General features: G+C 54.0%; 23 protein-coding genes. 21 read left to right on the plus strand and 2 right to left on the minus strand.

All coding sequences use genetic code 11. From position 1 onward, the window contains the following. Window positions 1–2: 2 nt before the first annotated feature. Window positions 3–332, minus strand: coding sequence for an iron-sulfur cluster biosynthesis family protein (locus CHH67_RS03660; RefSeq protein ID WP_095263631.1), 330 nt, complete (start codon window positions 330–332; stop codon window positions 3–5). Between the two features lie 128 nt (window positions 333–460). On the opposite strand from CHH67_RS03660, the gene CHH67_RS03665 reads away from it, so the two are divergent. From CHH67_RS03665 to glnA, 20 genes are all read left to right on the plus strand, one after another. After that, window positions 461–1,978, plus strand: a complete 1,518-nt coding sequence (locus CHH67_RS03665) for a carboxypeptidase M32 (RefSeq protein WP_095263661.1) — start codon at window positions 461–463, stop codon at window positions 1,976–1,978. Window positions 1,979–2,202: 224 nt separating this feature from the next. Beyond that, window positions 2,203–3,219, plus strand: a complete 1,017-nt coding sequence (locus tag CHH67_RS03670; RefSeq protein WP_095263632.1) for an ABC transporter substrate-binding protein — start codon at window positions 2,203–2,205, stop codon at window positions 3,217–3,219. A 38-nt stretch (window positions 3,220–3,257) separates the two neighbouring features. Beyond that, the gene (locus CHH67_RS03675) at window positions 3,258–4,040 is read left to right on the plus strand and encodes an ABC transporter ATP-binding protein (protein WP_095263633.1); all 783 of its coding nucleotides are present in this window, start codon (window positions 3,258–3,260) and stop codon (window positions 4,038–4,040) included. A 94-nt stretch (window positions 4,041–4,134) separates the two neighbouring features. Beyond that, the gene (locus CHH67_RS03680) at window positions 4,135–4,899 is read left to right on the plus strand and encodes an ABC transporter permease (RefSeq protein ID WP_425320428.1); all 765 of its coding nucleotides are present in this window, start codon (window positions 4,135–4,137) and stop codon (window positions 4,897–4,899) included. A gap of 89 nt (window positions 4,900–4,988) precedes the next feature. Beyond that, entirely contained in the window at window positions 4,989–5,969 is a 981-nt protein-coding gene (locus CHH67_RS03685; RefSeq protein ID WP_095263635.1) for an aromatic acid exporter family protein, read from the plus strand. A gap of 128 nt (window positions 5,970–6,097) precedes the next feature. Continuing rightward, window positions 6,098–6,664 (plus strand): outer spore coat protein CotE, encoded by a 567-nt coding sequence (locus tag CHH67_RS03690; protein WP_095263636.1) that lies wholly within the window; start codon window positions 6,098–6,100, stop codon window positions 6,662–6,664. Window positions 6,665–6,765: 101 nt separating this feature from the next. Further along, the gene (locus CHH67_RS03695) at window positions 6,766–8,019 is read left to right on the plus strand and encodes a putative amidoligase domain-containing protein (RefSeq protein WP_095263637.1); all 1,254 of its coding nucleotides are present in this window, start codon (window positions 6,766–6,768) and stop codon (window positions 8,017–8,019) included. Between the two features lie 60 nt (window positions 8,020–8,079). After that, complete coding sequence (gene mutS, locus CHH67_RS03700; RefSeq protein ID WP_095263638.1) at window positions 8,080–10,893, plus strand: DNA mismatch repair protein MutS; 2,814 nt, start codon at window positions 8,080–8,082, stop codon at window positions 10,891–10,893. A gap of 61 nt (window positions 10,894–10,954) precedes the next feature. Continuing rightward, the gene (gene mutL / locus CHH67_RS03705) at window positions 10,955–12,976 is read left to right on the plus strand and encodes a DNA mismatch repair endonuclease MutL (protein ID WP_095263639.1); all 2,022 of its coding nucleotides are present in this window, start codon (window positions 10,955–10,957) and stop codon (window positions 12,974–12,976) included. A gap of 18 nt (window positions 12,977–12,994) precedes the next feature. Further along, window positions 12,995–13,774 (plus strand): class I SAM-dependent methyltransferase, encoded by a 780-nt coding sequence (locus CHH67_RS03710; protein WP_095263640.1) that lies wholly within the window; start codon window positions 12,995–12,997, stop codon window positions 13,772–13,774. Next, a complete protein-coding gene (gene miaA / locus CHH67_RS03715; protein WP_095263641.1) occupies window positions 13,764–14,744 on the plus strand; it encodes a tRNA (adenosine(37)-N6)-dimethylallyltransferase MiaA in 981 nt (326 codons plus the stop codon). Before CHH67_RS03710 ends, miaA begins: the two co-directional genes overlap by 11 nt. Window positions 14,745–14,763: 19 nt before the next feature. Continuing rightward, a complete protein-coding gene (gene hfq, locus CHH67_RS03720) occupies window positions 14,764–15,003 on the plus strand; it encodes an RNA chaperone Hfq (RefSeq protein WP_095263642.1) in 240 nt (79 codons plus the stop codon). A 193-nt stretch (window positions 15,004–15,196) separates the two neighbouring features. Next, entirely contained in the window at window positions 15,197–17,842 is a 2,646-nt protein-coding gene (locus CHH67_RS03725; RefSeq protein WP_095263643.1) for a transglycosylase domain-containing protein, read from the plus strand. Between the two features lie 187 nt (window positions 17,843–18,029). Continuing rightward, window positions 18,030–18,587: a ribonuclease FAU-1 family protein gene (locus CHH67_RS03730; protein WP_095263644.1), complete on the plus strand. Its 558-nt coding sequence runs from the start codon at window positions 18,030–18,032 to the stop codon at window positions 18,585–18,587. Continuing rightward, window positions 18,587–19,270 (plus strand): YdcF family protein, encoded by a 684-nt coding sequence (locus CHH67_RS03735; RefSeq protein WP_095263645.1) that lies wholly within the window; start codon window positions 18,587–18,589, stop codon window positions 19,268–19,270. Before CHH67_RS03730 ends, CHH67_RS03735 begins: the two co-directional genes overlap by 1 nt. An 80-nt stretch (window positions 19,271–19,350) precedes the next feature. Next, complete coding sequence (locus CHH67_RS03740; protein ID WP_095263646.1) at window positions 19,351–20,334, plus strand: AAA family ATPase; 984 nt, start codon at window positions 19,351–19,353, stop codon at window positions 20,332–20,334. A 166-nt stretch (window positions 20,335–20,500) separates the two neighbouring features. Continuing rightward, window positions 20,501–21,787: a GTPase HflX gene (hflX, locus tag CHH67_RS03745; protein ID WP_095263647.1), complete on the plus strand. Its 1,287-nt coding sequence runs from the start codon at window positions 20,501–20,503 to the stop codon at window positions 21,785–21,787. A 101-nt stretch (window positions 21,788–21,888) separates the two neighbouring features. Next, complete coding sequence (locus tag CHH67_RS03750; RefSeq protein ID WP_095263648.1) at window positions 21,889–23,142, plus strand: methionine gamma-lyase family protein; 1,254 nt, start codon at window positions 21,889–21,891, stop codon at window positions 23,140–23,142. 82 nt (window positions 23,143–23,224) lie between these two features. Continuing rightward, window positions 23,225–23,635, plus strand: a complete 411-nt coding sequence (locus CHH67_RS03755; RefSeq protein ID WP_095263649.1) for a MerR family transcriptional regulator — start codon at window positions 23,225–23,227, stop codon at window positions 23,633–23,635. Between the two features lie 54 nt (window positions 23,636–23,689). Next, window positions 23,690–25,018 carry a type I glutamate--ammonia ligase gene (gene glnA, locus CHH67_RS03760; RefSeq protein WP_095263650.1) on the plus strand — a complete coding sequence of 443 codons (1,329 nt, stop codon included), beginning with the start codon at window positions 23,690–23,692 and terminating at the stop codon, window positions 25,016–25,018. Between the two features lie 313 nt (window positions 25,019–25,331). Here glnA and lexA read toward each other — a convergent pair whose 3' ends face one another. After that, the gene (gene lexA, locus CHH67_RS03765; RefSeq protein ID WP_095263651.1) at window positions 25,332–25,958 is read right to left on the minus strand and encodes a transcriptional repressor LexA; all 627 of its coding nucleotides are present in this window, start codon (window positions 25,956–25,958) and stop codon (window positions 25,332–25,334) included. A gap of 180 nt (window positions 25,959–26,138) precedes the next feature. Between lexA and CHH67_RS03770 the strand changes: the two genes are divergently transcribed. Further along, the gene (locus CHH67_RS03770; protein WP_095263652.1) at window positions 26,139–26,510 is read left to right on the plus strand and encodes a LysM peptidoglycan-binding domain-containing protein; all 372 of its coding nucleotides are present in this window, start codon (window positions 26,139–26,141) and stop codon (window positions 26,508–26,510) included. The last annotated feature ends 181 nt before the right edge of the window (window positions 26,511–26,691 follow it).

Below are 26,691 nucleotides of genomic sequence, written 5' to 3' on the forward strand. Positions count from 1 at the left end.
AATTAATCGCGGTTATCAACGATCCGAATGTTGGTGCCATAGTTCTGCGAACTGCTGTCCAGCTGGAAAGAATAGGTGTTTTCGTTGCCTTCAAGCCTCATTTGTTCTTCGAAAAAGACGGCCTGCCTGCTGTTCATATAAAACGGGATCGGGCTGTCGGTTTCCATAGCGATATCGTCTTCGGAAGCCTTGTGAATGATCTGCAGTGCGGGAACACCATTGACGGCACAACCGCAGCCATCGGTGTCATAGACCAGCCTGACGCCGCCGGCAGCGGTCCCGATCTTCTCTTTCAACCTTCGTTCCGCTAAAGGGGTTAACTGTAATTTCATGGGCCCATGACACTCCTTTGTATGTAAGTATGAATTTATGCTTTCTGAAAGTTGATTATATACCTAGTAAAAAGTATCATCAATAGAGTAGGGGCGAATCCTATAAATTGTATAAGCAGGTGATATGGATGGATGCACAGTTACATAAACATTGGGAGCAGTTTCAGCAGCTCGTTCGCAAAATTATAAGCTATAACGAAGCCCTTGGTTTGCTGTATTGGGATCTGCGAACAGGCGCACCGCGCAAAGGGACGGATATCCGTTCGGAAACGATCGGCATTTTGTCAACGGAAGGCTTTAAGCTGCAGGTGTCTGAGGAGATGGGACAGCTGCTGGCGATTTTTGCCGAGCCACAAAATGAACAGCAGCTGGATGAACGCAGCCGCCGTATGGTCGCCGAGGTTCGCAAAAACTATGAGCAGAGCCAATCCATCCCGCCGGAGAAATTCCAGGAGTACACGATCCTGTCTTCGCAGTCGGAAGTGAAATGGGAGGAAGCGAAGGAGAATAGCGACTTTGCCGGATTCGAGCCGTATCTGTCCAGAATCGTTGCCCTCAAGCAAGAATTTATTGATTACTGGGGGGTAAAGGATACCCGGTACGATACTTTGCTGGATATGTATGAGCCGGAGATGACGGTGGAGAAGCTGGACGCGATCTTTGACCGGCTGAAAGCCCGTCTCGTTCCGCTGGTACAGGCCATCCAGAAATCCACATTCGAGCCGGAGACCGGCTTCCTGAAGCAGCTGTTCCCGAAAGAGCAGCAGAAGAAGCTCAGCCTGTTCCTGCTGGAGCAGATGGGCTACGACTTTGAAGCGGGGCGTCTGGATGAGAGCGTCCATCCGTTCGCAACAGGCCTGAATCCGCGCGATGTGCGGATTACAACCAAGTTCCATCAGGACGACGTGCTTAGCGCCATCTACAGCTCGTTGCATGAAGGCGGGCACGCCCTGTATGAGCAAAATGTGGACATCGAGCTGGCAGGCACGCCGCTTGCGGGCGGAACGTCCATGGGGATCCATGAGTCCCAATCCCGCCTGTGGGAAAATATGATCGGCCGCAGCCGTCCGTTCTGGAACCGGTATTTTACCGATTTGCAGCAGCATTTCCCGGAACAGCTGAAGGACGTTACAGCTGAGCAGCTGTTCCTGGCAGCCAATCGGGTAGAGAATTCTTTGATCCGGATCGAAGCGGATGAGCTGACTTATAATCTGCACATCATTATCCGCTATGAAATCGAGAAGATGATTTTCAACGAAGGGCTGAGCGTCAAGGAGCTGCCGGCCACCTGGAACGCCAAGTATCAGGACTACCTCGGGCTTACACCTCCGAATGACGGCGTCGGCGTCCTTCAGGATGTTCATTGGTCCGGGGGAGACTTCGGCTATTTTGCCTCGTACTCCCTGGGCAATATGTATGCGGCCCAGATTCTGAACACGATGCGCCAAGAGATTCCGAACCTGGATAATCTCATTGAAGAGGGCAAGCTGGCACCGATCAAGGAATGGCTGACCGACAAAATCTACAAGTACGGCAAAAGCGAGAAGCCGGCTGAGATTATTAAACGTGTCACCGGCGAGGAATTGAACCCGGATTATCTGGCAGACTATCTGGAAGCCAAATATACGGAGATTTACAAGCTGTAGTTCGTATCTTTATTCCGGCTTGACGGGATTGAGGAATAGGGAATATTTGCGAAAATGCTGAAGATTGCGGCCTATGTATGGCTGCGGTCTTCGGCGTTTTTTTTGTCTCATCCGCACCCTCCTTGCCTATCGGGCCCTTGCGGTATCCAGGCTGTTTAACCTTTGACCGAGACTGTGCATATGCTGATAGAAATGCAGGGTCAAGGAATGGAGGGGGACGTACGATGAAGCTTCATAAGAAGGGTCACGCATGGCTTGGGCTGACGCTGGCCTTGCTGTTATTGTGCGGTACAGTACTGTCCGGCTGCGGCGGGAGCGGTGACAAGACCAAAGTGAGGATCGGTGAAGTTACGCGGTCGATCTTCTATGCTCCGCAATATGTTGCGCTGGAAAAAGGTTTTTTCGAGGCGGAAGGACTTGATGTAGAGCTGCAGACGACACCGGGCGGAGACAAGACAATGACGGCCCTGCTGTCCGATGCGATCGATGTAGCGCTGGTCGGGTCGGAAACCTCCATATATGTATACCAGCAGGGCTCAGACGACCCGGTGATTAATTTCGGCCAGCTGACACAGACGGATGGAACGTTTCTGATGGCGCGAAACACCGACACTGAATTTGACTGGGAGATGCTGAAGGGAAGTGTCTTCCTCGGCCAGCGTAAAGGCGGCATGCCGCAGATGGCCGGAGAATTTGCGCTACGCAAAAAAGGGGTGGATCCCCATGCGGATCTGGAGCTGATTCAAAATATCGATTTTGCCAACATCGCTTCGGCCTACGCTTCCGGAACGGGGGAATTCGTACAGCTCTTTGAACCGCAAGCTTCCATCTTCGAGAAAGAAGGGCGCGGCAAGGTCGTTGCTTCCTTCGGGGTTGAAAGCGGCAAGCTGCCGTACACGGCATTCATGGCCAAACAGAGCTATATCAGCCAAAAAGAAGATACGGTCCAGCGGTTTACGACGGCGCTCTATAAAGCGCAGCAGTGGGTCGATTCCCATTCGCCGGAGGAGATCGCCGACGCGATCCTGCCGTATTTCAGAGATACAGACCGGGACATTGTCGTATCCTCCGTCAAGCGCTACAAGGAACAAGGAACGTACGCAACCGATCCGATTCTGGATGAAGAGGAATGGAACAATCTGCTGGATGTAATGGACCAGGCAGGCGAGCTCAGGGAGCGGGTCGCGCCGGAGGCCATCGTGGATAACTCCTTTGCCGAAAAAGCGATGGAAAGCAAGTAAGAGGTACTTCTAAGCCATATCAGAAAGGAGAGTGCGCCATGGTACCTGTCGTGGAAATGAAAAACATCGCCCATGTGTACGTCACCGACCGGGAAGCCTCTCTGGCTGTGGAAGGAATTGATATGCAGGTTCGAAAAGGGGAGTTCATCAGCCTGGTCGGGCCGAGCGGATGCGGGAAAACAACTATTCTGTCCGTCATTGCCGGGCTGTTAAAGCCCTCCCGGGGTGAAGTGCTCGTTCACGGAAAGCCGGTGAACGGGCCGACCTCTGAGGTGGGGTATATGCTGCAGCAGGACTATTTGTTTCCTTGGCGGACCATTATGGAGAATGCCATGATCGGCCTGGAGCTGACCGGGAGGCTGACGCCGGACAGCAGGGGCCGGATTGAGAATCTATTGCAGGAGATGGGGCTGGGGAACAGCGGAACACTGTATCCCGCCCAGCTGTCCGGCGGGATGAGGCAGCGGGTTGCCCTCGTGCGGACACTGGCTACGGACCCGGCGCTGCTGCTGCTGGATGAGCCATTCTCCGCATTGGACTACCAGACCAAGCTGCAGCTGGAGGACCTGATAGTACAAACGCTCAAGGAGCGGGGGAAAACGGCGATTCTGGTCACCCATGATTTGTCCGAAGCGGTTGCCATGAGTGATAAGGTGGTGCTGCTGAACCGGAATCCGGGCAGGATCCATCGCATGTTTGTCATACCGGACCATATTCGTCAGGCACAGCCTTTTCATGCACGCAACCAGCCGGGCTTCAATGAGTTATTCCAGGAAATATGGCAAGAGATGCAAATGACGACCCGTGAAGGAGTGGACTGACATGGCGAACAACAATCGCAATCCTTCCGATCAAAGTTCCTCTTCCCAAGGCTCATCTTCAAGTGAGTGGCTGGATCACATCCACCGGATGCACATGAGGCAAAAGCGTGGCTTGCAGGCCCGGGTATTGACAGTACAGCTCAGTTTGCTGCTGCTGTTTTTTGTATGGTGGGAAATGGCCGGCAGATGGAAATGGATTGATGTGCTGCTATTCAGTTATCCGACCCGTATTTTTGCGAATATATGGGATTACATGATCAGCGGTGAGCTGTGGGGGCATTTGGCCATCACCGTCGGGGAGACGGTCGTCGGCTTTTTGCTCGGAACGCTGCTGGGCACCTTGCTGGCGGTATGCATCTGGTGGTCTCCATTCCTGTCGAAGGTGCTGGATCCGTACATGGTTGTGTTCAACAGCATGCCCAAGGTGGCGCTCGGTCCGATCTTCATCGTCATGTTCGGGGCCGGCTTCAACGCCATTGTGGTCACCACGCTGTCCATCACCATCATCGTAACGACGCTGGTCGTCTACAACAGCTTTAATGAAGTCGATGCCAATCTGATCAAGGTGGTTCGCACCTTTGGCGGAACGAAGCCGCAGGTCTTTCAGCGGGTGATCCTGCCTGCTTCTTACCCGGCGATCGTCTCAACGCTGAAGGTGAATGTCGGCATGGCCTGGGTCGGCGTCATTGTCGGCGAGTTTTTGGTGGCGAAATCCGGACTTGGGTACCTGATTATGTACGGCTTCCAGGTGTTCAACTTCACGCTGGTGCTCTCCAGTCTGCTCATTATTGCGGTGGTGGCGACGGCGATGTATCAAATCGTAGTTTATATTGAAAGAAAACTGCTGGCCCACCGCTAGGGCGGCCCAATGTGATGGATGCAGTTGTGAATGGAAGGAAAATCCGCTAGGATGAGAAGGAGAACCATATCATCCTAGCGGAGGCATACATGGGATTTCGAGTCATTAAATCAGCGGTTGCATCTTTGCTGGCTATTCTAATTACAGACGCATTGAACATCCCCGGCGCGACGTCCGCCGGTCTATTAGCGATTCTGGGGGTGGACGTCACCCGGAAGCGGAGCGTGCGCTCGGTAAGCGCCCGTTTTTTTGCATCTGTTCTGGGACTGTTGCTGGCCAGTATTTTATTCTATTCATTCGGATTTCATTATTGGGTTCTGGCCCTCTATATTCTTCTGGCGTTTCCGGCGATTGCCAAAGCGAACTTCAAAGAAGGCATCATCACCAGCTCGGTCGTTGTGTTCCGGGTGTTTTCCGGTGAGGAGATCGGATTGGACATCCTGCTGATCCAGATTGCCTTGCTGATCATCGGCCTCGGTTCTGCGATGGTGGTCAATTTGATCTACATGCCGAACAGCCAAGGCTCCATGACGGAAATTCGCCACAAGGTGGACGGGCTCTTCTCGGTCATCTTCAAGCATTTCTCACTTACATTAAAAGATCCGACCCATGTATGGGACGGACGCGAGCTAATTGAAGCAAGCCGCCAAATCGAGCGGGGCATCCAGGAGGCGAATCGGACGATGGAGAATCAAATCATTCATCCGAGCGCCAGCTGGAACATATATTTCTATATGCGCAAGGAGCAGATGGAGATCGTCCAGAGCATGATGCATCAGATTTCGCAAATTTACGAGAAGCTCCCGCACGGGGTGCTGGCCTCCGCGCTGTTCGAGCAGCTGAGCAAGGATGTCATATCCGAAGGGTACACCGGCCAAACCGAGGTGCTGCTGAGTGAGCTGCAGGCCAAATTCAGGGAGATGGAGCTGCCGACGACGCGTGAGGAGTTTGAACTGCGGGCAGCGATTATGCAGCTGTGCCGCGAGCTGGAGTATTATCTGAACATTTCGAAGAAATACAAGGCGCCCACGTCGAAAAAAGCTCGGGAGAAAGCGGAAAACGCAGATTAAATGCGGCAGGGTCGAACTTTTTTCTAATATTTTTGGCATCATATGAATTTATTTGGACCACTTCATTCAACATTCGCCCATGTCTTGCATACACATGTATGGAATGATTGTATGGAGGAGGTTCGAAGATGTCATTGAGTCATAAACACCAATGTAGAGAAATCATCACAAAAGCGATCTGTGGCAAAGGTCGTAAATTCTCTACCGTAACACATACCGTGACTCCGCCTAATAATCCGACCAGTATTTTGGGGGCTTGGATTATAAACCATCAATACGAGGCGGTTGCCGCCGGAGACGGAATTGAAGTTATAGGTACTTACGATCTCAACATCTGGTACTCGCATAACAAAAATTCACAGACGGATGTGGCAAAAGAAACGGTATCGTATGTAGAACGCGTGCCTCTTTCCTATCTGGATCCGAAGCATCGTGCGTCAACGGTTGAAGTGTCGGCAGAAGCGACACAGGAGCCGAGCTGCGTGGAGGCTACCGTGTCCTCGAATGGCACCAGTGTCATTCTGCGGGTAGAACGGGAGTATGCGGTGGAACTGGTGGCGGAGACGAAGGTTCTGGTGAAGGTGTGCGAGCATCAGCACGGCGACTACGAAGACAAAGATTTCGATTACGTGCTCGGTGAAGAAGTGGAGGATTATGAAGACCTTGAGTTTGAAAATCTGGAGGATGAACTGTAAGCTCTCCTCCGAACCGGTTGTATTACAGCATATGCGGTGAGGGCAGCTTTGCGGAGGGCGGATGCCCTCTTTTTTATTTTTTTCTTGGAGGTGGATTGACATTGATTAGACAGCTCGACAACCCCGTATCCCGTCATGAATATGTCCGCGTGGCCGAGGCGGCGGCATCGGCTTCCCAGTCCCGGCTTGAACGGTCGGGCATTCCGTCCCGAATCGTTTCCCGGCAGCGGCCACAGGATCGCTATACCGCCAGCTACACGGTAAGGGTCAGGCAGCTGATGCCGGCCTTCATCCAGCTTCATCTGCAAGGAGGCAGCTCGTTCCAGCATGAGCCGGACCCGCATACGGGTCTGTTCGCAGACGGGCTGCATCGACGGTTAGGCAAAGCGGCGGTGCGGACGCTCTACACGCTCGGCGCAGAGGAAGGCGAGGTGCAGCTGACAGTCCTGCCGGGACGCGGTTACGTGGTGGATGAGGTATGGCAGAAGGAGAGCAGCAGAAAAGCGGTGATGAGCGCTGGGCCTGTGCGTACCGAGGGTTCGTCTCCTGCAGTTGTAAACATGGAGGGCCAGCAGGATGCCGTATTGCTGATGGGGATGGATCCGGAGTTTGTGCTGGTGCGGGATGGACAGATTGTGCTCGCGTCCGAGTTCATGGACAGGGTCGGAACGGTCGGATGCGATTCGGTGCGCGACCAGGATCAGCTGATCTACCCGCTGGCAGAGCTGCGGCCAGATCCGCAGCCGGACCCGGAGGCGCTGCTGCTGGAGATGCGCAAGGCGCTGCGGGAAGCCTCCCGAATTGTGACGGACCGCTCGCTCGCCTGGAAAGCAGGAGGACTGCCTGTACCGGATTATCCGCTTGGCGGCCATATCCATTTCAGCGGGGTACCGTTAACGCTGCATCTTCTGCAGGCGCTGGACAATTATTTGGCGCTGCCGCTCCTGATTGTGGAGGACCCGCGGGCGAGGGGCCGAAGACCTCGTTACGGCTTTCTCGGCGATTTTCGCAGGCAGCCCCACGGCGGGTTTGAATATCGTACGCTGCCAAGCTTTCTGGTGTCGCCGTTTGTGACGAAGGTTGCGCTCTCCATTGCCTATCTGGTTGCCCGCTACAGCGACCGACTGCAGGCCAGACCGCTGAATACGGAACGGTACCACCGGGCTTTTTACGAAGGTGACGTCGATTTATTAAAGGAGTGTATGCCGGGGTGGCATCGGGATATGTCTTCCTTGCCGGAATATCCGAAATACGCATCGGAGATCGAGCGGCTGATGGCATTCATCCGGGAGAGCCGGACTTGGAATGAGAGCCGGGATATTCGCCCGCTATGGAACATTCCGGTCAAGCCGTAAGTCCATGCCGACAATTTCTGTTATAATAGAGGTCAAGCTTGAGAGGTATGGAGGTACGTCATGGCTAAATATACGCCGATGATTGAACAATATTTAAAGATAAAGGAACAAGCGCAGGATGCGTTTCTTTTTTTCCGTTTGGGCGATTTTTATGAAATGTTTTTTGATGATGCGATTCTGGCTTCGAAAGAGCTGGAAATTACATTAACCGGCCGGGAAGGGGGCGGGGATGAGCGCATCCCGATGTGCGGTGTCCCTTACCATTCCGCCGAGGGCTATATTCAACGTCTCATTGAAAAAGGCTACAAGGTGGCGATCTGCGAACAGATGGAGGATGCCTCCGCTGTCAAGGGTATGGTCCGACGGGAAATCGTCCGGGTGGTGACACCCGGCACGATCATGGACAGCAAGGTGGTTGGCGACAGGTCCAACAACTATATGGTGTGCGTGACCGGCACTGGCGGCTTGTACTCGCTTGCCGCGTGCGACCTGTCAACCGGGGAGCTGTACGTGACCTCGGTGCCGGCATCGGAGGAATGGCTGCGCGATGAGATCAATCTGTATGAGCCGTCTGAAATGATCGGCGATGCCGACCTGCTGGACGTCATCTCCGGGCAGATGCCGCCGGGAGGCCGGGCTGTGGTGTATACGCCTTGGGAACGCCGGGAGGACGAGCTGGTGAAATCCCAGTTCGGCGAGGCTGCCTGGGCCCGTCTGGAGGAGGAGCGCCGAATTTGCGTCTCGCTGCTGATCTCTTATTTAAGTGAGACACAGAAGCGTTCGCTCGGTCAGTTGACCGAGATTTCGTCGTATGAACCGGGGCAATACATGGTGCTTGATCCGTTCACAAGACGCAATCTGGAGCTGGTGGAGACGGTTCGCGAGCGCTCCAAGAAAGGATCGCTGCTGTGGCTGCTGGATCGGACGGAAACCTCGATGGGCGCGAGATTGCTGCGCCGCCGGATCGACAAGCCGCTGCTGTCCAAGAGCCGGATCGAGGAGCGGCTGGAGGCGGTTGAATATTTGTATCATCAGTACATACTCCGCGAGGATCTGCGCGGGGCGCTCAAGGAGATATATGATCTGGAGCGCCTCGTGGGGCGGATCGCCTTTGGCAGCGCCAACGGCCGGGATATGAATGCGTTGAAGCTGTCCTTGGGACAGGTGCCGGGCATCAAGGAGATGTGCGGCACTGCCGGGTCGGCGACGCTCCGCCGCCTGGCGGCGGAGATGGACGCCTGCGAGGACCTGCGCGAGCTGATCGAGGAAGCCATTGTCGATGATCCGCCGGTCTCGGTACGCGATGGCGGCATTATCAAGCCGGGCTTCCACGAACGGCTTGACGAGCTGCGCGAGGCCAGCACGAACGGCAAGCGCTGGATCGCGGAGCTGGAAGCCAGAGAGCGGGCGGAGACGGGCATCAAATCGCTCAAGATCGGCTATAACAAAGTGTTTGGCTACTTCATTGAAGTGACCAAGTCCAATCTGTCCTCGCTGCCGGAGGGACGCTATGAGCGCAAGCAAACGCTGGCTAATGCGGAACGTTTCGTCACACCGGAGCTGAAGGAGAAGGAGAGCCTGATTCTGGAGGCGCAGGAGAAGATGGTGGACCTCGAGTATGCGCTGTTCACTGAACTGCGGGACAAGCTGAACACCCAAGTATCCCGGCTGCAGAAGCTGGCTGAGAAAATCGCGGAAATTGATGTGTATCAATCGCTGGCTGCGGTCAGCGCCGAGCACCGCTTCGTCAAGCCGGAGCTGAGCGAAGGGTACGATCTGATCGTCGAGGGCGGCCGCCATCCGGTGGTGGAGGCGGTCATGAAGGACACGTCCTTCGTCGCCAACGGCACGGAGCTGCGGAAGGACGGCTCGTCCATCCTGCTCATCACCGGCCCGAATATGGCCGGGAAGAGCACGTATATGCGCCAGGTGGCGCTGCTGTCGATCCTGGCGCAGATCGGCTGCTTCGTTCCGGCGGAGCGGGCGGTCATCCCGATGGTCGACCGCATCTTTACCCGGATCGGAGCAGCCGATGACCTGATTGGCGGCCAGAGCACCTTCATGGTGGAGATGGCCGACATTCAGGTGATGACAGACAAGGCAACGCCGCGCAGTCTGATCATTATTGACGAGCTGGGCCGGGGAACGTCGACCAGCGAAGGGATGGCGATTGCCCAGGCGGTCATCGAATACGTTCATGACCATATTGGCTGCAAAGCGCTGGTGTCCACGCATTTCCACGAGCTGGCTCATCTGCAGGAGAGCTTGTCTGGCCTGCGGAATTTCTCGATGGCGGTGCAGGAGAGCGGGGATAAGGTGCATTTTCTGCGCAAGCTTATTCCGGGCGCGGCAGACAGCAGCTACGGCATTTACTGTGCGCGTCTGGCCGGTCTTCCGCACAGCATTATCGAGCGCGCCTACGGGCTGCTGCAGGGACTGGAGCAGGTATCGCTGCTGGCTGTTGGCGCCGGTCAGGGAGCAGCCGCAGCTGCTGGTGGGCTGCCTGGCGATGGCAGCCCGCGCCCGCATGAAACTGGCGGGGCTGCCCCGCTGAAGGAGCTGCGGCGCAGCGAGCCAGAGGCGCAGGCTGATGAAGCGGTCGCCATCGCTAGCGGGACGGCTGAAGCTGCCGCAGAGCGCGGGCCAGCGCCGGGCGAGGTGATCCAGCTGTCGATTTTTGACGAGGCGGATACGGCGGCTGCAGAGTATGCGGATGCCCGGCGACAGACAGCGGCCGCAGCCGAGGCCGCAGCATTCGACCCTCAGGTGAAGGGCATTATCGATGCGGTAAAAGGAGCGGATGTCATGAATATGACTCCGCTTCAGGCGATGCAATTGCTGAATGAGCTGAAGCAGAAAGCCAGAGACTTGTAAACGGATTTGCCGTTTATTCATAAGAATCATAGATGATCGTTACCGTAACGGAGGTGGAACCATGGGAAAAATACATGTGCTGGACGAGCATATCGCCAACCAGATTGCTGCGGGTGAAGTGGTGGAGCGGCCGGCATCGGTCGTGAAGGAGCTGGTCGAAAATGCGATTGACGCCGGCAGCACGAGAATCGATGTAGCGGTGGAAGAAGGCGGTCTTGCCAGCATACGTGTCACCGATAACGGCTCGGGAATCGATCCGGAGGATTGCGAGACGGCATTTTACCGGCATGCCACCAGCAAAATTGTTGAAGGGCGCGATCTGTTCCGGATCACGAGCCTCGGATTTCGCGGCGAAGCGCTGCCGTCCATCGCCGCCGTATCGAAGGTGCGCCTTATTACTTCCAGCACGGGCGATGGGCAAGGACGAAAGATTGAGATCGAGGGCGGCCATCTGCGGGTGAATGAGGAGACGGCTGCAACAAGAGGAACGGATTTTCTGGTTAGGGAATTGTTTTACAATACCCCGGCAAGGCTTAAATATATGAAGACCATCCAGACCGAACTGGGTCACATCTCGGATTACATGTACCGGCTGGCACTGTCCAGGCCCGATATCGCCTTCACGCTTCGCCATAATGGCAATACATTGCTGCAGACGCTGGGCAATGGCGATGTGCTGCAGGTCATCGCGGCGGTGTACGGTACCCAGGCGGCCAAGGCGATGGTTGCGGTGCAAGCGGAGAATATGGACTACACGTTGAGCGGCTACGTCAGCCGTCCGGACTTTACGCGTGCCAACCGCAACGGGATGTCGCTCATCGTCAACGGCAGGTACATCCGGAATTATGGCCTGTTCCAGGCCATTCTGAGAGGGTATCACACCTTGCTGCCGATCAACCGCTTTCCGCTTGCCGTCCTGCAGCTGACGATGCATCCGTCGCTGGTGGATGTCAACGTCCATCCATCGAAGCTGGAGGTCCGGTTCAGCAAGGAGCCGGAGCTGTACTCGTTTGTCGAGGAAGAGATCCGGGGAGCGCACCAGCAGGAGGTGCTGATTCCGCGACCGGCCAAACAGCAGATTGGCAAAGGAGACGGCGGGTATATTCAGGAACAGCTGCGGTTTGCGCCAGGACAGACATCGCCTTCTGCTTCCCCTGAGCGGGACACAAGGGAGATGGATGCACCAGCCTCGCCGCCGTCATCCGGGAACGCGTCTGCGCGGGTAGACCGGGACGCTGCATCGCTCCCTTCGGAGCCGTGGGGAGGCGGATTCGCCGCCGGCAGCGCCCAAGGCGCCGCGACAAGGCCGCCACAGGATGGGCAGGCCTATCGTGCAGGGCAAGGGTCATCCGCCTCGTCTGCGCAAATGAGAGAGACGGCAGCAGCCTCCAGTTATCAGTCGGATTACCGGAAGGCTCCTGCATCCGCTGGCAGCCCTAATGTGGCTGCTGTGACCCGGGAATGGCTGCAGAGCGCAGCCGGACCGACGCCGGAAATACCGGCGTTTCCCGAGCTATCCTATATCGGGCAGCACCACGGGACCTATATCGTGGCCCAAAATGACAGCGGCCTGTATCTGATCGATCAGCATGCCGCACATGAACGGATCAACTACGAGTTTTATTACGAGAAGTTTGGCAATCCGGCGGATGCTTCGCAGGAGCTGCTGCTGCCGATAACGCTGGAGTTTACGCCAGCTGAAGCGGAGAAGCTGAAGGAGCGGCTGCACTGGTTTGAACAGGCGGGCGTTTATCTGGAGTTTTTTGGCGGGCAGACGTTTCTGGTCAGATCCCATCCGTTCTGGTTCCCTCAAGGCGATGAGAAGGAGCTGATTGAGGAAATGGCGGAATGGGTGTTGAGCGAGCGCAATATTGATGTTGCGAAGCTGCGGGAGAAATCGTCCATTCTCTGCTCCTGCAAGGCGTCGATCAAGGCCAATCAGAAGCTGACCGAGCAGGAAGCAATGAAGCTGATCGAGCGGCTCGCTGCCTGCCGTCAGCCGTATACCTGCCCGCACGGGCGACCGATTATCGTCTCCTTTTCCGCCTACGATCTGGAGAAAATGTTCAAGCGTGTTATGTAGACGGCAAGGAGGAGTATCATGATTATAACTACTGGAGAAGCCGAGGCGCCTGACATTGTGGAGCGCGCACGGCAGCTCGCCAGGGAAACCGGTTGCCGGTACGTCCGGCGCTGCGGCATGTCGGTTCGTAAGCTGGCTGCCAAAGCCGGGGACGATACCGTTCTGGTCGTGCTGAGCGGCAATGTCCGGCTCAGCGGGCCGGACGGTGCGGTGATGGAGTTTCATCCCAGCATGGGGTTTATTCGACTGAAGCGGGTGCTGAAAGGCATCCCGGACCCGATGCTGGAAGCAGCAGGGATGGAGGAAGGCGACTCGGTCATCGATTGTACGGCCGGTCTCGGCTCAGACTCGCTTGTATTCTCGGTCAAGAGCGGGCCTCGTGGCCGGGTCGTCGCGCTGGAAAGCTCCCTGCCGCTGTATGCGCTGCTCAAGGAGGGGCTGCGCTGCTATGAGAGCCAGCTGGAGGCCAGCGATGACGCGATGCGGCGTATTGAGGTCAGGCACGGGCATCATCTCGACTATTTGCGCGCTTTGCCAGACCGCAGCGTGGATATCGTCTATTTTGACCCGATGTTTCGCGAGCCGCTCACGGATTCCGCTGCGATCCATCCGCTCCGGCTGTACGCCAATGGGGAGCCGCTGGATGCTGACAGTGTCAGGGAAGCGGTCCGGGTAGCGAGAAAATCCGTGGTGATGAAGGAATCGAGATTCAGCGGGGAGTTTGAGCGGCTGGGCTTTGCGGTCCCGGAGCGGGGAACATCGAAAATAACGTACGGAGTGATTTCCATTGACAGTTGACAGTAAACCGAAATTGCTCGTGCTGATCGGCCCGACAGCGGTCGGAAAGACGAGAATGAGCATCGAAATCGCCAAGGCATTCGGCTGCGAGATCATATCCGGAGATTCGATGCAGGTGTATCGGGGGATGGATATCGGAACCGCCAAAATCAAGCCGGATGAGATGGAGGGGATCCCCCACCATCTGATTGATATTCATGATCCGGAACATGCCTATTCGGCGGCCGAATTTCAGGAGCAGGCGACCCGCATCATCCAGGAAGTAGGAGACCGGGGACGCCTGCCGTTCATTGTGGGCGGCACCGGGCTGTACATTGAATCCGTCTGCTACGGCTTCCGGTTCTCGGAAGGGGGCGCCGACGAGGCGTTCCGGCAGGAGCAGCTCCGCTATGCGGAGGAGCACGGGGCCGAAGCGCTGCATCAGCGGCTGCATCAAATTGATCCGGAGATGGCCGGAAAGCTTCATCCGAATGACTTGCGGCGGGTCGTGCGGGCGCTGGAAGTATATCATTTGACAGGTGTCCCGCTGTCAGCCCAATTGGCGTCCCAAAAGAAGGAATCTCCCTATCAACTATGCCTTATCGGTTTGACAATGGATAGGCAAATGCTATATAAACGTATTGAAGAACGTATCGATCAGATGCTGGGCGAGGGACTCGTTGACGAGGTGGCGTTCCTGCTTGGCAGAGGCTTTGGACCGAGCCTCGTGTCCATGCAGGGACTCGGATATAAGGAGATCGTTTCGTATCTTCAAGGACAATGCAGCTATGAAGATGCGGTCGAGCTGCTCAAGCGGGATACGCGCCGATTTGCAAAACGCCAGCTGTCATGGTTCAGGCATATGAAGGACATCGAATGGGTGGATGTATCGAACCCGGCAAATTTTTCGGCTAATTATGAAAAAATCCGTGCTATAATAGCAGGAAAGTTCGGCTCAAATCTTGAATATACTTCAAAACAATCTAATTGATCCATTGGGGGTACGGCTAATGAACAAGTCCATTAACATCCAAGATACGTTCTTGAACCAACTGCGCAAAGAGAACATTCCGGCCACGGTATACCTGACAAACGGTTTTCAAATCCGTGGAACGATCAAGGCATTTGATAACTTTACGATCGTGATCGACAGCGATGGCCGTCAGCAAATGGTGTACAAGCATGCCATCTCCACGTTCATGCCGCAGCGCAATGTTTCCCTGATGCAGGATAACAGCAGCGAAGAATAAACCCGATCTGCTGATTGATTCCCTGGGTCCGAAACATACGGTTACAAAAGCATTTGAAACTTTTTCGTCTATAATTCGTTTAGTTGTATAAGGAGTGCAGAGAGCAACCTGAAAAGGTTGTTCTTTTCGTTCCGACGTCATCTGATGCGAACAGGTTCTAGTATATCCCGCAAGGGAGCAAGGAGGGGGACAAATGGCTGGAAAAGATAACGAGATGTCCAGGGTAAAGAAAAATAAACCAACACCCGCAGCTGGCAAAAAAACAGCCAAAAAGAAAAAAGGCAGAGGGAAGCGCATTGCATGGGCTTTGTTCTTCACAGCTGTATTTGCAATATTTTGTGCGCTGGCCGGCTATTTGTTCATCATGATCAGCGGCGAGAAGCTGCTGGAGCAAAATCAGGATAAATTGACGGCTTACGGAACTTCCAAAGTATATGACCGCAACGGTGTCCTTATGGGCGAACTGTCCATTCAGAAGAGCGACCCGGTTAAATATGAAGATATTCCCGAATTGCTGGTGGCGGCGTTTATCGCAACAGAGGACAAACGCTTCAATGAGCATAACGGGGTGGACATCTGGGCGATCGGACGGGCGGCCGTAAAGGATATTATGGCCCGCTCGATGGTCGAGGGCGGCAGCACGATCACCCAGCAGCTGGCGAAAAACATATTCCTCACGCGTGACAAGACATTCTTCCGGAAAGCGACGGAGATGTCGATCGCCTTGGCGCTTGAGCGGAATCATACCAAAGAAGAAATTTTGGAGATGTATTTGAATCGGATCAACTTCGGGGGTCCGTATTATGGCATTAAAGCGGCCTCCATTCGCTATTTTGGCAAATCCAATCTGGATGATCTGGAGCTATGGGAAATGGCGACACTGGCGGCTATGCCGAAGGGGCCTTCCCGCTACAATCCGCTCAAAAACCCGGACCTTTCCAAGGAGCGGCGTGCGGTTGTGCTGACGCTGATGGCGCAGCAGGGCTACATCTCGCAAGAAGAGGCGGAGGAAGCGAAGAAGGTGGACTATACGTACAAGCCGCCTGAAAGCAAGCAGCATTACACCGCCTTTATCGATTATGTGATGGAAGAAGCGGAGGAGAAGCTGAACTTAACCGAGGATGATCTGAACGTTGGCGGCTATCAAATCTATACAACGATGGATATGAACGCACAGCGTGCGGTCGAAGATGAGTTCAACAATCCGGCGAACTTTGAGGAAAGCCCGGATGATCAGCCCGTGCAGGGCTCCATGGTTATCATCAACCAGGAAACCGGCGGCATTGTGGCGATTTCCGGCGGCAGAGACTATATGCGGGGCGGATTCAACCGGGCGACGGACAGCCGCCGTCAGCCTGGCTCTTCCCTGAAGCCGATCGTTTCTTACGCGCCAGCGCTGGAGAGCGGAGAGTTCAGCAAGGATTCCAGGCTGAGCAACAAGCAGCAGTGCTTCGGCAACTATTGTCCGAGAAACCTACACGGTTATTCCGAGACGATCAGTATGTCGGATGCGATCCAGAACTCGGAGAACATTCCGGCGGTGTGGCTGCTGAATCATATCGGTGTGAAAACCGGCGTTAATTTTGCTCAGAAGCTCGGCATTCAAATGACCGAAAAGGATATGAACCTGTCGCTTGCCCTTGGCGGGATGAGTACAGGCACCAATACGTTTGAGATGGCCCAGGCGTTCAGTGCGTTTGCCAATGGAGGCCAGCTGAACGAAGCGTTTGCCATTAAGCAGATTAAAGACAGCAAAGGCAAAATCATTTACGAGAACAAGGGACGCAACGCCGAACGCGTCATGAGCGAATCAACAGCGATTCAGATGACGGAAATGATGCAGCGCGTCGTTCAGGACGGTACTGGACGCAATGCCCGAATCAGCAGGCCGGTAGCCGGTAAAACAGGCACCACGCAGAGTGGTTATGAAGGCATCAGCTCGAACCGTGACGTGTGGTTCGTCGGATATACGCCGGAGCTGACGGCAGCAATATGGATGGGTTATGATCAGCCCGATCGCCAGCATCTGCTGAAGCGAAGCAGTTCGATGTCCGCGGCGATGTGGGGTAAGATTATGGAGAAGGCGGTGCAGGGTTATGAAGCGAAATCATTCCCGAGCATGGAAGCCGAAACGCCTCCACCGGAGCAAAACCATGAGCTCGCCGCAGTAACCGGTCTGACGGGCTCGTATGATGAGCAGAGCCTCAGCGTCAAGCTGAGCTGGAACCCGGTTGAAGGAAACGGTATTATGTACCGCGTCTATCGCAAGGAAACGTCAGAGGCTGAATACAGGCGGATTCTGGATGTGAGCGGAACCTCTATGGATGATATGAGCGCATTGGAAGGCCTGACATACGAGTATTATGTGACGGCCTATGATCCAGCTACAGATACCGAGTCCGAGCGTTCCAACATCGTGCAGATTGTCGCTGCCGGCGAGCTGCCGCCAGAGGGCCCGGAGGAGCCGGATTCAGAGGATATCATCGATCCTGACATCCCGGATAACGGGACGGACGGGATTGAAGATCCGGGCATGATCGATAATCCCGGTAATCAGGGCGACCAAGGTCAAGGAGGCAGCCCGGACCAGAACCAAGGGCCGGGCCGTGGCAATGGAAACGGCGGCAATGGCAGTGGTCCAGGTCAGGGGAACGGTCCCGGCAGCAATGGTCCAGGTGCCGGAGACGGGGCCGGAGGATCCCCAGACGGCTCTGAGAACGGGGGCGACTCCAATACCGGTGAAGACACTGGTGACAGCGTATCGGAGCCGGAAGTGGAGACGGTACCCGGAACGGTAGTGACACCGGAACAGCCAACCGAACCGACCGACAATCCATGAATGAAGCGCGAGCAGCGGGGTGTCCCCCCTCTGGCTCGCGTTTTTTTCGGTTCATAGCGAGCCTGCGAAGGAAGGAATTTATAGAAAGGGCTTGCGGTTGGCCTGATGCGGTTGAGTAAATGACGGATTTTGAGTGTACAATCCAAATGTGGTAAGCTGAGAATACGATATGGGGAGGAAAAGTTCCATGAAACGTAAATTCGGAGATCGGGCAAATTGGCGCCGAATCACCCGTCGGCACTTCACTTCCCGTTATGTGGAATGTGAGCAATTCACAGGATATCTCACTTTATATACCATATATGGACTGAAGGAACCTTTATGGAAAACTTACGGCAGCCATACATACCGCATAGCGGATAAAGGTTACTCCTGGCTTCAGTACTATCCGAAGGACAGTCATTATATTGTGACCGCCATGTTTGATGACAAACGGAATATTATCCAGTGGTACATCGATATATGCAAGAAACAAGGCGTGACCGATCAAGGGGTTCCCTGGTTTGATGATCTGTACCTTGATGTCGTTGTCGTCAGCAACGGCGAGGTGTTCCTGCTGGATGAAGATGAATTGGAGGAAGCGCTGCAGCGAAATGATATCACCCGCGACGATTATCAATTGGCGAAGGCGACGGCGCGCAAGCTGCTGCGGGCGATTGATGCGCATGAATTCCCGTATTTCATGATGTCTCTGAAACATCGCAATCGGCTGTTTCATAACGGGGAATTTAGGAGGCAGAAATGATGGAACAGGATGTGTATCTGAGGCGCATGACCGCCGCGATCCAGAAAGGGCAGAAGCGGAAGAGGCGCCAGGGACGAAGCCGGCTTGGGCGCAGGCTTGTATTCGTCGGCATTGGCCTACTGCTGCTGGGCGCCATGTGGACAGGTTACATCGTATGGAAAATCGAAAGCGCGGTTAGTGCGCCAGCGGAGCAGGCCGATGTCGGCATCATACTGGGCGCTTCCATGTGGGGAGAGGAGCCGAGCCCGGGTTTGCGCGAGAGACTGGAACATGCTCTGGAGGAATACCGCCAGGGGCGGTTTGAGAGCTTCATCGTCAGCGGCGGTCTGGATGCCCCGGGTATGAAGTATACGGAGGCGGAAGGGATGCGCAACTATCTCGTGCAGGCTGGGGTGCCTGAAGAGCGGATCTATCTTGAAAATGAAGCGACAAGCACATATGAAAATCTGCTGTTCAGCCAACAGATCATGCAGGAGCAGGGCTGGGTAACAGCTCTGATTATGACCCATGACTACCACGGGTCAAGGGCGATGGAGATTGCTCGTGTGCTGGGGTATCAGGAGCCTACGATATCCTTGACGGAATCTACCGTCCTGCCGATGGCCAAGCATAAGTCGAGAGAGGTTCTTGCTTATACCAAATGGAAGATGGACAGAGCGCTTCTGGCGCTAGGCTGGCGATAAGGCGAAACTTCTAATATGCAGGCTGTCAATAGAATACATTGGAATAGATAGTCAGCCCTTTGGATAAAGAGGTGAGAGCAATGAACGGGCGTGCAACGGCCGCTGGCGGCCGGTCTGAAGGACGGCCATCGAGACAGATCAATGTCGTGCTCCGCAGCAGCGAACCGCCGCTGATCAGCAGCACGGCTCCCGAGCGCGAACCGGCTCCTTCCCCGAACGCCGTTTCACAGCACAGTCTATTCCAGGACATTCAGAAGGAACTGGACCAATTGGTTGGTCTGGAGCAGATTAAAGAGCTGGTATTTGAAATTTACGCTTTGCTTCAGATTGCCCGCATGCGCTCAGATGCCGGGCTCATCAGCGACGGACATGTATTCCATATGATTTTCAAGGGGAATCCCGGCACGGGCAAAACAACGGTGGCGCGCATCGTTGCCAAACTGTTTCAGAAGATGGGCGTGCTCAGCAAGGGCCATCTGGTCGAGGTGGAACGAGCCGATCTGGTCGGCGAATATATCGGGCATACAGCGCAAAAAACAAGGGATTTGGTAAAAAAGGCGCTGGGGGGAATCCTGTTTATTGATGAGGCTTACAGCCTGGCAAGAGGCGGGGAGAAAGATTTTGGCAAGGAAGCGATTGACACGCTTGTAAAGGCGATGGAGGACCATAAGAATCAATTTATTTTGATTTTGGCGGGGTATAGTGAAGAGATTGATTTTTTTATGAGCACGAACCCCGGGCTTCATTCCAGGTTTCCGATTCAGATGGATTTTCCGGATTACAATCTGGACCAGCTGATCCAAATTTCAGAACTGATGGCGAAGGAGCGGGATTATATTCTGATGCCGCAGTCGCTCGTCAAGCTGAAAGAACATTTGCAGAACGAACGGGAGAACGGGAGTCATTCGTTCAGCAATGCCCGCTACGTCCGCAATCTAATCGAGAAATCCATCCGAAATCAATCGGTGCGCTTGCTGAATCAGTACGTGACCGGGAATCCGGGGAAGCTGGAACTGATGACACTCAGGCCGGAAGACTTCAGGTTTAACGGAAAAATACCATGATTTATGACCATTCAGCGTTGATAATAAACTTACCGCCATACCGCGTGCCGCTCTGTGCAACAACGGCTCTCTTGCAAGCTTGCAAGGGAGAAGAGAGCTGATTCATAACCGCGCCCGCGGTTTGGTATGTTACAAGAGACTTTACAGGCAAAAAGGAGCAGGATACATGGCAAACAAGACACATGACACCGTATCAGCGCTTGAGGATAAAGCAATTCTGGTCAGTTTGGTGACCGATAGTGTGAAGCGTTCGGGCATTGATCCCGAGGAGTCTCTTCAGGAGCTTGTGCAGCTTGCCGAGACGGCAGGCGTGGAAGTGCTTGATGTGATTACTCAAAACCGGGAGACCCCGGATTCCAAATGGTTTATCGGTAAAGGCAAAGTGGAAGAGCTGCGCATGGCGATCGACGGCCTGGGCGCATCCACGGCGATCTTTGATCAGGAGCTCTCAGGCGCCCAGGTCCGCAACCTGGAGGAAGCGCTTGATGTGAAGATAATCGACCGTACGCAGTTGATTTTGGATATTTTCGCACAGCGGGCCAAAACACGGGAAGGGATTATCCAGGTCGAGCTGGCACAGCTCACCTATTTGCTTCCAAGACTGTCAGGTCACGGGAAGAATCTATCACGTCTCGGTGGAGGCATCGGGACGCGGGGACCTGGTGAGAGCAAGCTGGAGACCGATCGCCGGCATATCCGGGACCGGATCAGCGATTTGAAGCGTCAGCTTGACGAGGTGACTCGTCATCGCAAGCTGCACCGGGAGCGCCGGAAAAAGAGCGGTGCGATTCAGGTCGCGCTCGTCGGTTACACGAATGCAGGCAAGTCTACACTGCTCAACCGCTTAACCGCATCGGACGTTTATGTGGAGAATCAGCTGTTTGCGACGCTTGATCCGACATCGAGAGTGCTTGAGCTGCCGAGCGGCAAAGAAGTTGTGCTGACCGATACCGTCGGTTTCATTCAAAATCTGCCGCATGACCTGATCGCAGCTTTTCGGGCGACGCTGGAGGAGGCTAATGAAGCGGATCTGATTCTGCATGTGGTGGATGCATCCTCGACGATGCGGGAATCTCAAATGGACGTTGTGCAGTCGATTCTGGAGGATCTTGGCGCGGCCGAGAAGCCGCAGATCGTTCTGTTTAACAAAAAGGATGCGTGTCAACCTGAACAGCTGGAGATGTTGCCATCGGGGGATGGATACTTGAAGATTAGCGCTTATGATGAAGCCGATCTGAATACGGTCCGGGAAGTGATTCAGGACCGGCTGTCCGGAGGCAATGTCAGGTTCCGGATTCCGGCTGACCGCGGTGACCTGCATGCTGTCGTCTATCGTGTCGGGGACGTGCTGGAACAGTCATTCGACGAGAATGACCTGATCTATGAAGTGCGGATCAATACAGCGGATTACGAGAAATCCGGTTATCTGCTTGAAGATTTTATCGATAAGTAAGGGATTGTTGTAAGCATCAAGCCGCCCTGCTGGCGGAAGCTTAGGAGCAGGGCGGCATTCATTATTATTTCACGTGCTGACGGGGGAGAGAACAGCTGGTTATGGCAACATTTTCGGAGGAATTATTGCAACTGGGCCGCACTGTAGAAGAGAAGATCGCAGGGAAAGTGCGGGAGATCGATCACATCGTAGATACGAATCAATGGAAGGTGATCGAGGCGTTTCAGCGCCGTCAGGTCAGCGATTTTCATTTTTCCGGTTCCACGGGTTATGCTTATAATGACCGTGGCCGCGAAGTGCTGGATGAAGTATACGCGGACGTATTCGGGGCCGAATCGGCTCTGGTGCGTCCTCATTTTGCGTCGGGAACGCATACGATATCCACCGCGCTGTTCGGGGTGCTAAGGCCCGGCGATGAGCTGATCTACATTACGGGGCGTCCTTACGACACCCTGCACAAGGTGATCGGACAACCTGGAGATGGAACGGGATCGCTGCGTGACTTTGGCATCGGTTATGGCGAAGTTGCGCTAACAGCGGATGGAGAAGTGGATTGGGAGGCTGTTGAGGCAGCGGTCAGCCCGGCTACGAAGGTGATCGGGATTCAGCGTTCTCGCGGATATGACTGGCGGGCTTCCTTTACCGTTCAACAGATCGGCGAAATGGTAGAGCGTATTCGGGCGATCCGTTCCGATCTGATCGTGTTTGTGGACAATTGCTATGGGGAGTTTACCGAGGAATTGGAGCCTACCCAAGTCGGTGTTGACCTGATGGCGGGCTCGCTTATTAAAAATCCGGGGGGCGGGCTGGCCGAGACCGGCGGTTATATTTGCGGCAAGGCGCGTTATGTGGATCAGGCGGCCTATCGTCTGACAGCGCCGGGTATCGGGCGCGAGGTTGGAGCGATGCTCGGGACGACCCGAGGCATCTATCAGGGGTTGTTTATGGCACCGTCCACGGTTGGACAAGCTATTAAAGGAAGTATTTTTGCTGCGGCGATGTTTGAGGAGGTGGGATTTCAGACGAAGCCAAGCTGGCAGGAATCGCGGACGGATCTGATTCAAGCTGTCTCATTTGCCAGTGCAGATCAGCTGATCTCATTTGTCCAGGGCATTCAGAAGGCGGCTGCGGTCGACAGTCATGTCGTTCCGGAACCATGGGATATGCCGGGTTACGAGCATCCGGTTATTATGGCAGCTGGAACATTCATTCAGGGCGGAAGCCTCGAGCTGTCTGCCGATGCCCCGATCAGAGCTCCGTATATCGGCTATATGCAGGGAGGTTTAACGTATTCCCATGTTAAATATGGGGTACTTATGGCACTTCAGAGTATGAAAGATTATAAACTTCTGTGAGTTAAGCTTACATGTGGTTGACGTGTCTGATTAGGAAATGTACAATAAGATCAGAATAGACCACTTGGAAGGTTGATGAGATATGGGTGATGAGATTCGCAGGAATATGGCGCTATTTCCAATCGGCATCGTAATGAAGCTAACGGATCTATCCGCCAGACAAATTCGTTATTATGAACAGCACAACTTGATTGTCCCTGCCCGTACTTCGGGCAACCAACGCCTGTTTTCCTTTAATGATGTTGAGCGCCTGCTGGAGATTAAGGCTTTAATCGAGAAGGGTGTCAATATCGCCGGGATCAAGCAGGTGATGAATCCTGTAACGAAAGAGTCGGAGGAGGCTACGGTCATTACGGCAGATACTGAGAATAAACGCCGTGAGATGTCGGAGTCCCAGCTACGCCGTTTGCTCAAGCAGGAATTGGTTACAGGCAAGCGGCCGGGTCAGGTTTCGTTGATTCAAGGTGAGCTATCCCGGTTCTTTAATAAATAAGGATTCGATGCTTATGGGTAGTAAAATTGTCATTTTTATAAGGGAGAGGATACAGTGAGCTACACTAAAGAGGACATTTTGCGCATTGCCAAAGAGGAAAATGTTCGGTTTATCCGTTTGCAATTTACCGATTTGCTGGGAACGATCAAGAACGTTGAGATTCCGATTAGCCAGCTGCCTAAAGCGCTTGACAATAAAATGATGTTTGACGGTTCGTCCATCGAAGGCTACGTGCGGATCGAGGAATCGGATATGTACCTGTATCCGGATCTGGATACATGGATGATCTTCCCTTGGGTGTCGGAAGTTCGTGTAGCGCGTCTGATCTGTGACGTGTACATGCCGGACGGAACGCCGTTTGCAGGCGATCCTCGCGGAATTCTGAAGAGATGCCTGAAGGAAGCGGAGGAGATGGGTTTCACTTCGATGAACGTGGGACCGGAACCGGAATTCTTCCTGTTCAAGACCGACGAGAAGGGCAATCCGACCACCGAGCTGAATGACCAAGGCGGATACTTCGACCTGGCTCCTACGGACCTTGGCGAGAACTGCCGTCGCGATATCGTGCTGACACTGGAAGAGATGGGCTTTGAGATCGAGGCGTCCCACCATGAGGTAGCTCCTGGCCAACACGAAATTGACTTTAAATATGCGGATGCCATCAAAGCGGCAGACCAGATCCAAACGTTCAAACTCGTTGTTAAGACGATTGCTCGCAAGCATGGTCTGATTGCAACGTTCATGCCTAAACCGCTGTTCGGAATGAACGGATCGGGCATGCACTGCAACTTGTCTCTATTTAAAGGCGACCAGAACGCCTTTGTCGATGAGAATGATCCGCTCGGCCTGAGTGCAACAGCGCGTTATTACATGGCGGGAATTCTGAAGCATGCGCGTGCTTTTGCAGCGATCACGAACCCGACGGTCAACTCTTACAAGCGTCTGGTTCCTGGATATGAAGCGCCTTGCTACGTTGCCTGGTCCGCGAGTAACCGCAGTCCGATGATCCGGATTCCGGCATCCCGTGGCCTGAGCACTCGGATTGAGGTGCGCAACCCAGATCCGGCTGCGAACCCTTACCTGGCTTTGGCTGTTATGCTGAGAGCTGGACTGGACGGCATTAAGCGCGAGCTGTCGCTTCCGGCTCCGATCGACCGGAACATCTATGTGATGACCGAAGAAGAGCGCATTGAAGAAGGCATCCCTAGCTTGCCTGCAAGCCTGAAGGAAGCGCTGAGCGAGCTGATCCGCAGCGAAGTGATTTCTGAAGCGCTGGGCGATCACGCACTGGCTTACTTCTATGAGCTGAAAGAGATTGAATGGGATATGTACCGTACCCAAGTACATCAATGGGAACGCGATCAGTACATTACGATGTATTAATTTCAACATGTGCCCAAACCCCTTGCGCCGTCTGGTGCAAGGGGTTTTTGTATGGCTAGACGGATTGCCAAATGGTTGGCGAGCCGGACAGTATCCGATGGGTCGTCGCTGAAACGGGGCAAGGGCCGGCCAATTCCTAACCAAACAAGCATGCTAGAGAAAGGGACGAAAAGTTAAGAAGGAAGAAACGTGGGAAATGGATGCCGGGGCTTGGCGATGAACAATTTTATTTAGCAGTACAAAAAAACGAGGCTGTTCCCCGCAGGTTAGCGGGAAGCAGCCTCGATTTCATGTTCAGTGGCTTTCGATTAAATCAGTGTACGTCTCTGAACAGTCCAATGACCTTGCCAAGAATGGTAACATGATTCAAGCGCAGCGGCTCATAGGTTGGATTCTCCGGTTGGAGGCGAATGTGATCCTTTTCTTTGTAGAAGGTCTTAACAGTCGCTTCATCGTCCTCGGTCATCGCTACGACGATGTCTCCGTTATCAGCGGTCTGCTGCTGCCGGACGATGACATAGTCACCATTATAGATGCCTGCATCAATCATACTGTCCCCGACAACCGACAGCATGAACACTTTATCATCACCTACATAATGCTGAGGGAGAGGGAAGTAGTCTTCAATGTTCTCGGTAGCCGTGATCGGCACACCTGCGGTTACTTTCCCGACAACAGGAACTCTGGCGATCGTATGGGTGAACATATGGCTGGTCTCGGATTCCTCTTGCCCCAGCAGCTCGATTGCTCTTGGTTTCGTCGGGTCACGGCGGATTAAGCCCTTCTTCTCCAGGCGGTCCAGATGCCCGTGAACGGTAGAACTGGAAGCCAGTCCGACAGCTTCCCCGATTTCCCGGACGGATGGAGGGTAACCTTTGCTGCGAACCTCATTGCGGATAAACTCTAGTATCGCCAGTTGGCGGCTGGATATTTTCGACATGCCGTATCAACCCCACTTAGTAACGTTTGGTAAAATTATAACATAGAACCTCCGTTCGTACAAACATAAGTTCTAAAAAAAAATAATAGAACAAATGTTCCTTGAACCTATTGAATCAAACAGGTGTTCGTGTTATATTAAGAGCATAAGAGAACACCTGTTTGGGGAGATGATGTTTTCATGTTGAGATACAGTACATACCGGAGCATTTATGATACGGTTCCTGCACAGCAGGAGAGCGTAGCAGAGAGATGGATGAAGCGCGCAAGACAGCATATGTCGACGATTCCGGCGATCAAGATCGTTTTGCTTCTTCTTATTATTGTATCGGGATGGACAGGCGCTTATACGGTGTTTGCGGGCGGCGCGGACAAGCCGGTTCAAGCGGTCGAGTTTATTGTCCAACCTGGAGACTCACTGTGGAGCATCGCTTCTAGTCAGAAACCGAAGAATACAGATACACGAGTGTATCTTGAACATATACGGCGTTACAATGGGCTGAAGGGGACGGAGATTCAAGCAGGGGAAGTGTTGAAGCTGCCTGTATGGTAAGGCTCGTGACCTGTTTTATTTGGTTGCTCCTTGTCGATTAGAGAGATGATATCCTTGTTGTGATCGAGACGGGGCGCTTCATCAGTACACGCTGATCGCTCAATTAAAGCGTCATTCCTTTTATGATGCTTAAATTTATGATTATATGCTGATACAGAGCGATTTCTATATTGTACCGGAC

This window comes from Paenibacillus campinasensis (assembly GCF_002272015.1).
GTDB lineage: Bacteria > Bacillota > Bacilli > Paenibacillales > Paenibacillaceae > Paenibacillus_AQ > Paenibacillus_AQ campinasensis.

Coding starts and splice junctions, on each gene's coding strand:
- CHH67_RS03660 (WP_095263631.1), bottom strand. CDS start 332: ATGAAATTACAGTTAACCCCTTTAGCGGAACGAAGGTTGAAAGAGAAG.
- CHH67_RS03665 (WP_095263661.1), top strand. CDS start 461: ATGGATGCACAGTTACATAAACATTGGGAGCAGTTTCAGCAGCTCGTT.
- CHH67_RS03670 (WP_095263632.1), top strand. CDS start 2,203: ATGAAGCTTCATAAGAAGGGTCACGCATGGCTTGGGCTGACGCTGGCC.
- CHH67_RS03675 (WP_095263633.1), top strand. CDS start 3,258: ATGGTACCTGTCGTGGAAATGAAAAACATCGCCCATGTGTACGTCACC.
- CHH67_RS03680 (WP_425320428.1), top strand. CDS start 4,135: ATGAGGCAAAAGCGTGGCTTGCAGGCCCGGGTATTGACAGTACAGCTC.
- CHH67_RS03685 (WP_095263635.1), top strand. CDS start 4,989: ATGGGATTTCGAGTCATTAAATCAGCGGTTGCATCTTTGCTGGCTATT.
- CHH67_RS03690 (WP_095263636.1), top strand. CDS start 6,098: ATGTCATTGAGTCATAAACACCAATGTAGAGAAATCATCACAAAAGCG.
- mutS (WP_095263638.1), top strand. CDS start 8,080: ATGGCTAAATATACGCCGATGATTGAACAATATTTAAAGATAAAGGAA.
- mutL (WP_095263639.1), top strand. CDS start 10,955: ATGGGAAAAATACATGTGCTGGACGAGCATATCGCCAACCAGATTGCT.
- CHH67_RS03710 (WP_095263640.1), top strand. CDS start 12,995: ATGATTATAACTACTGGAGAAGCCGAGGCGCCTGACATTGTGGAGCGC.
- hfq (WP_095263642.1), top strand. CDS start 14,764: ATGAACAAGTCCATTAACATCCAAGATACGTTCTTGAACCAACTGCGC.
- CHH67_RS03725 (WP_095263643.1), top strand. CDS start 15,197: ATGGCTGGAAAAGATAACGAGATGTCCAGGGTAAAGAAAAATAAACCA.
- CHH67_RS03730 (WP_095263644.1), top strand. CDS start 18,030: ATGAAACGTAAATTCGGAGATCGGGCAAATTGGCGCCGAATCACCCGT.
- CHH67_RS03735 (WP_095263645.1), top strand. CDS start 18,587: ATGGAACAGGATGTGTATCTGAGGCGCATGACCGCCGCGATCCAGAAA.
- CHH67_RS03740 (WP_095263646.1), top strand. CDS start 19,351: ATGAACGGGCGTGCAACGGCCGCTGGCGGCCGGTCTGAAGGACGGCCA.
- hflX (WP_095263647.1), top strand. CDS start 20,501: ATGGCAAACAAGACACATGACACCGTATCAGCGCTTGAGGATAAAGCA.
- CHH67_RS03750 (WP_095263648.1), top strand. CDS start 21,889: ATGGCAACATTTTCGGAGGAATTATTGCAACTGGGCCGCACTGTAGAA.
- CHH67_RS03755 (WP_095263649.1), top strand. CDS start 23,225: ATGGGTGATGAGATTCGCAGGAATATGGCGCTATTTCCAATCGGCATC.
- lexA (WP_095263651.1), bottom strand. CDS start 25,958: ATGTCGAAAATATCCAGCCGCCAACTGGCGATACTAGAGTTTATCCGC.
- CHH67_RS03770 (WP_095263652.1), top strand. CDS start 26,139: ATGTTGAGATACAGTACATACCGGAGCATTTATGATACGGTTCCTGCA.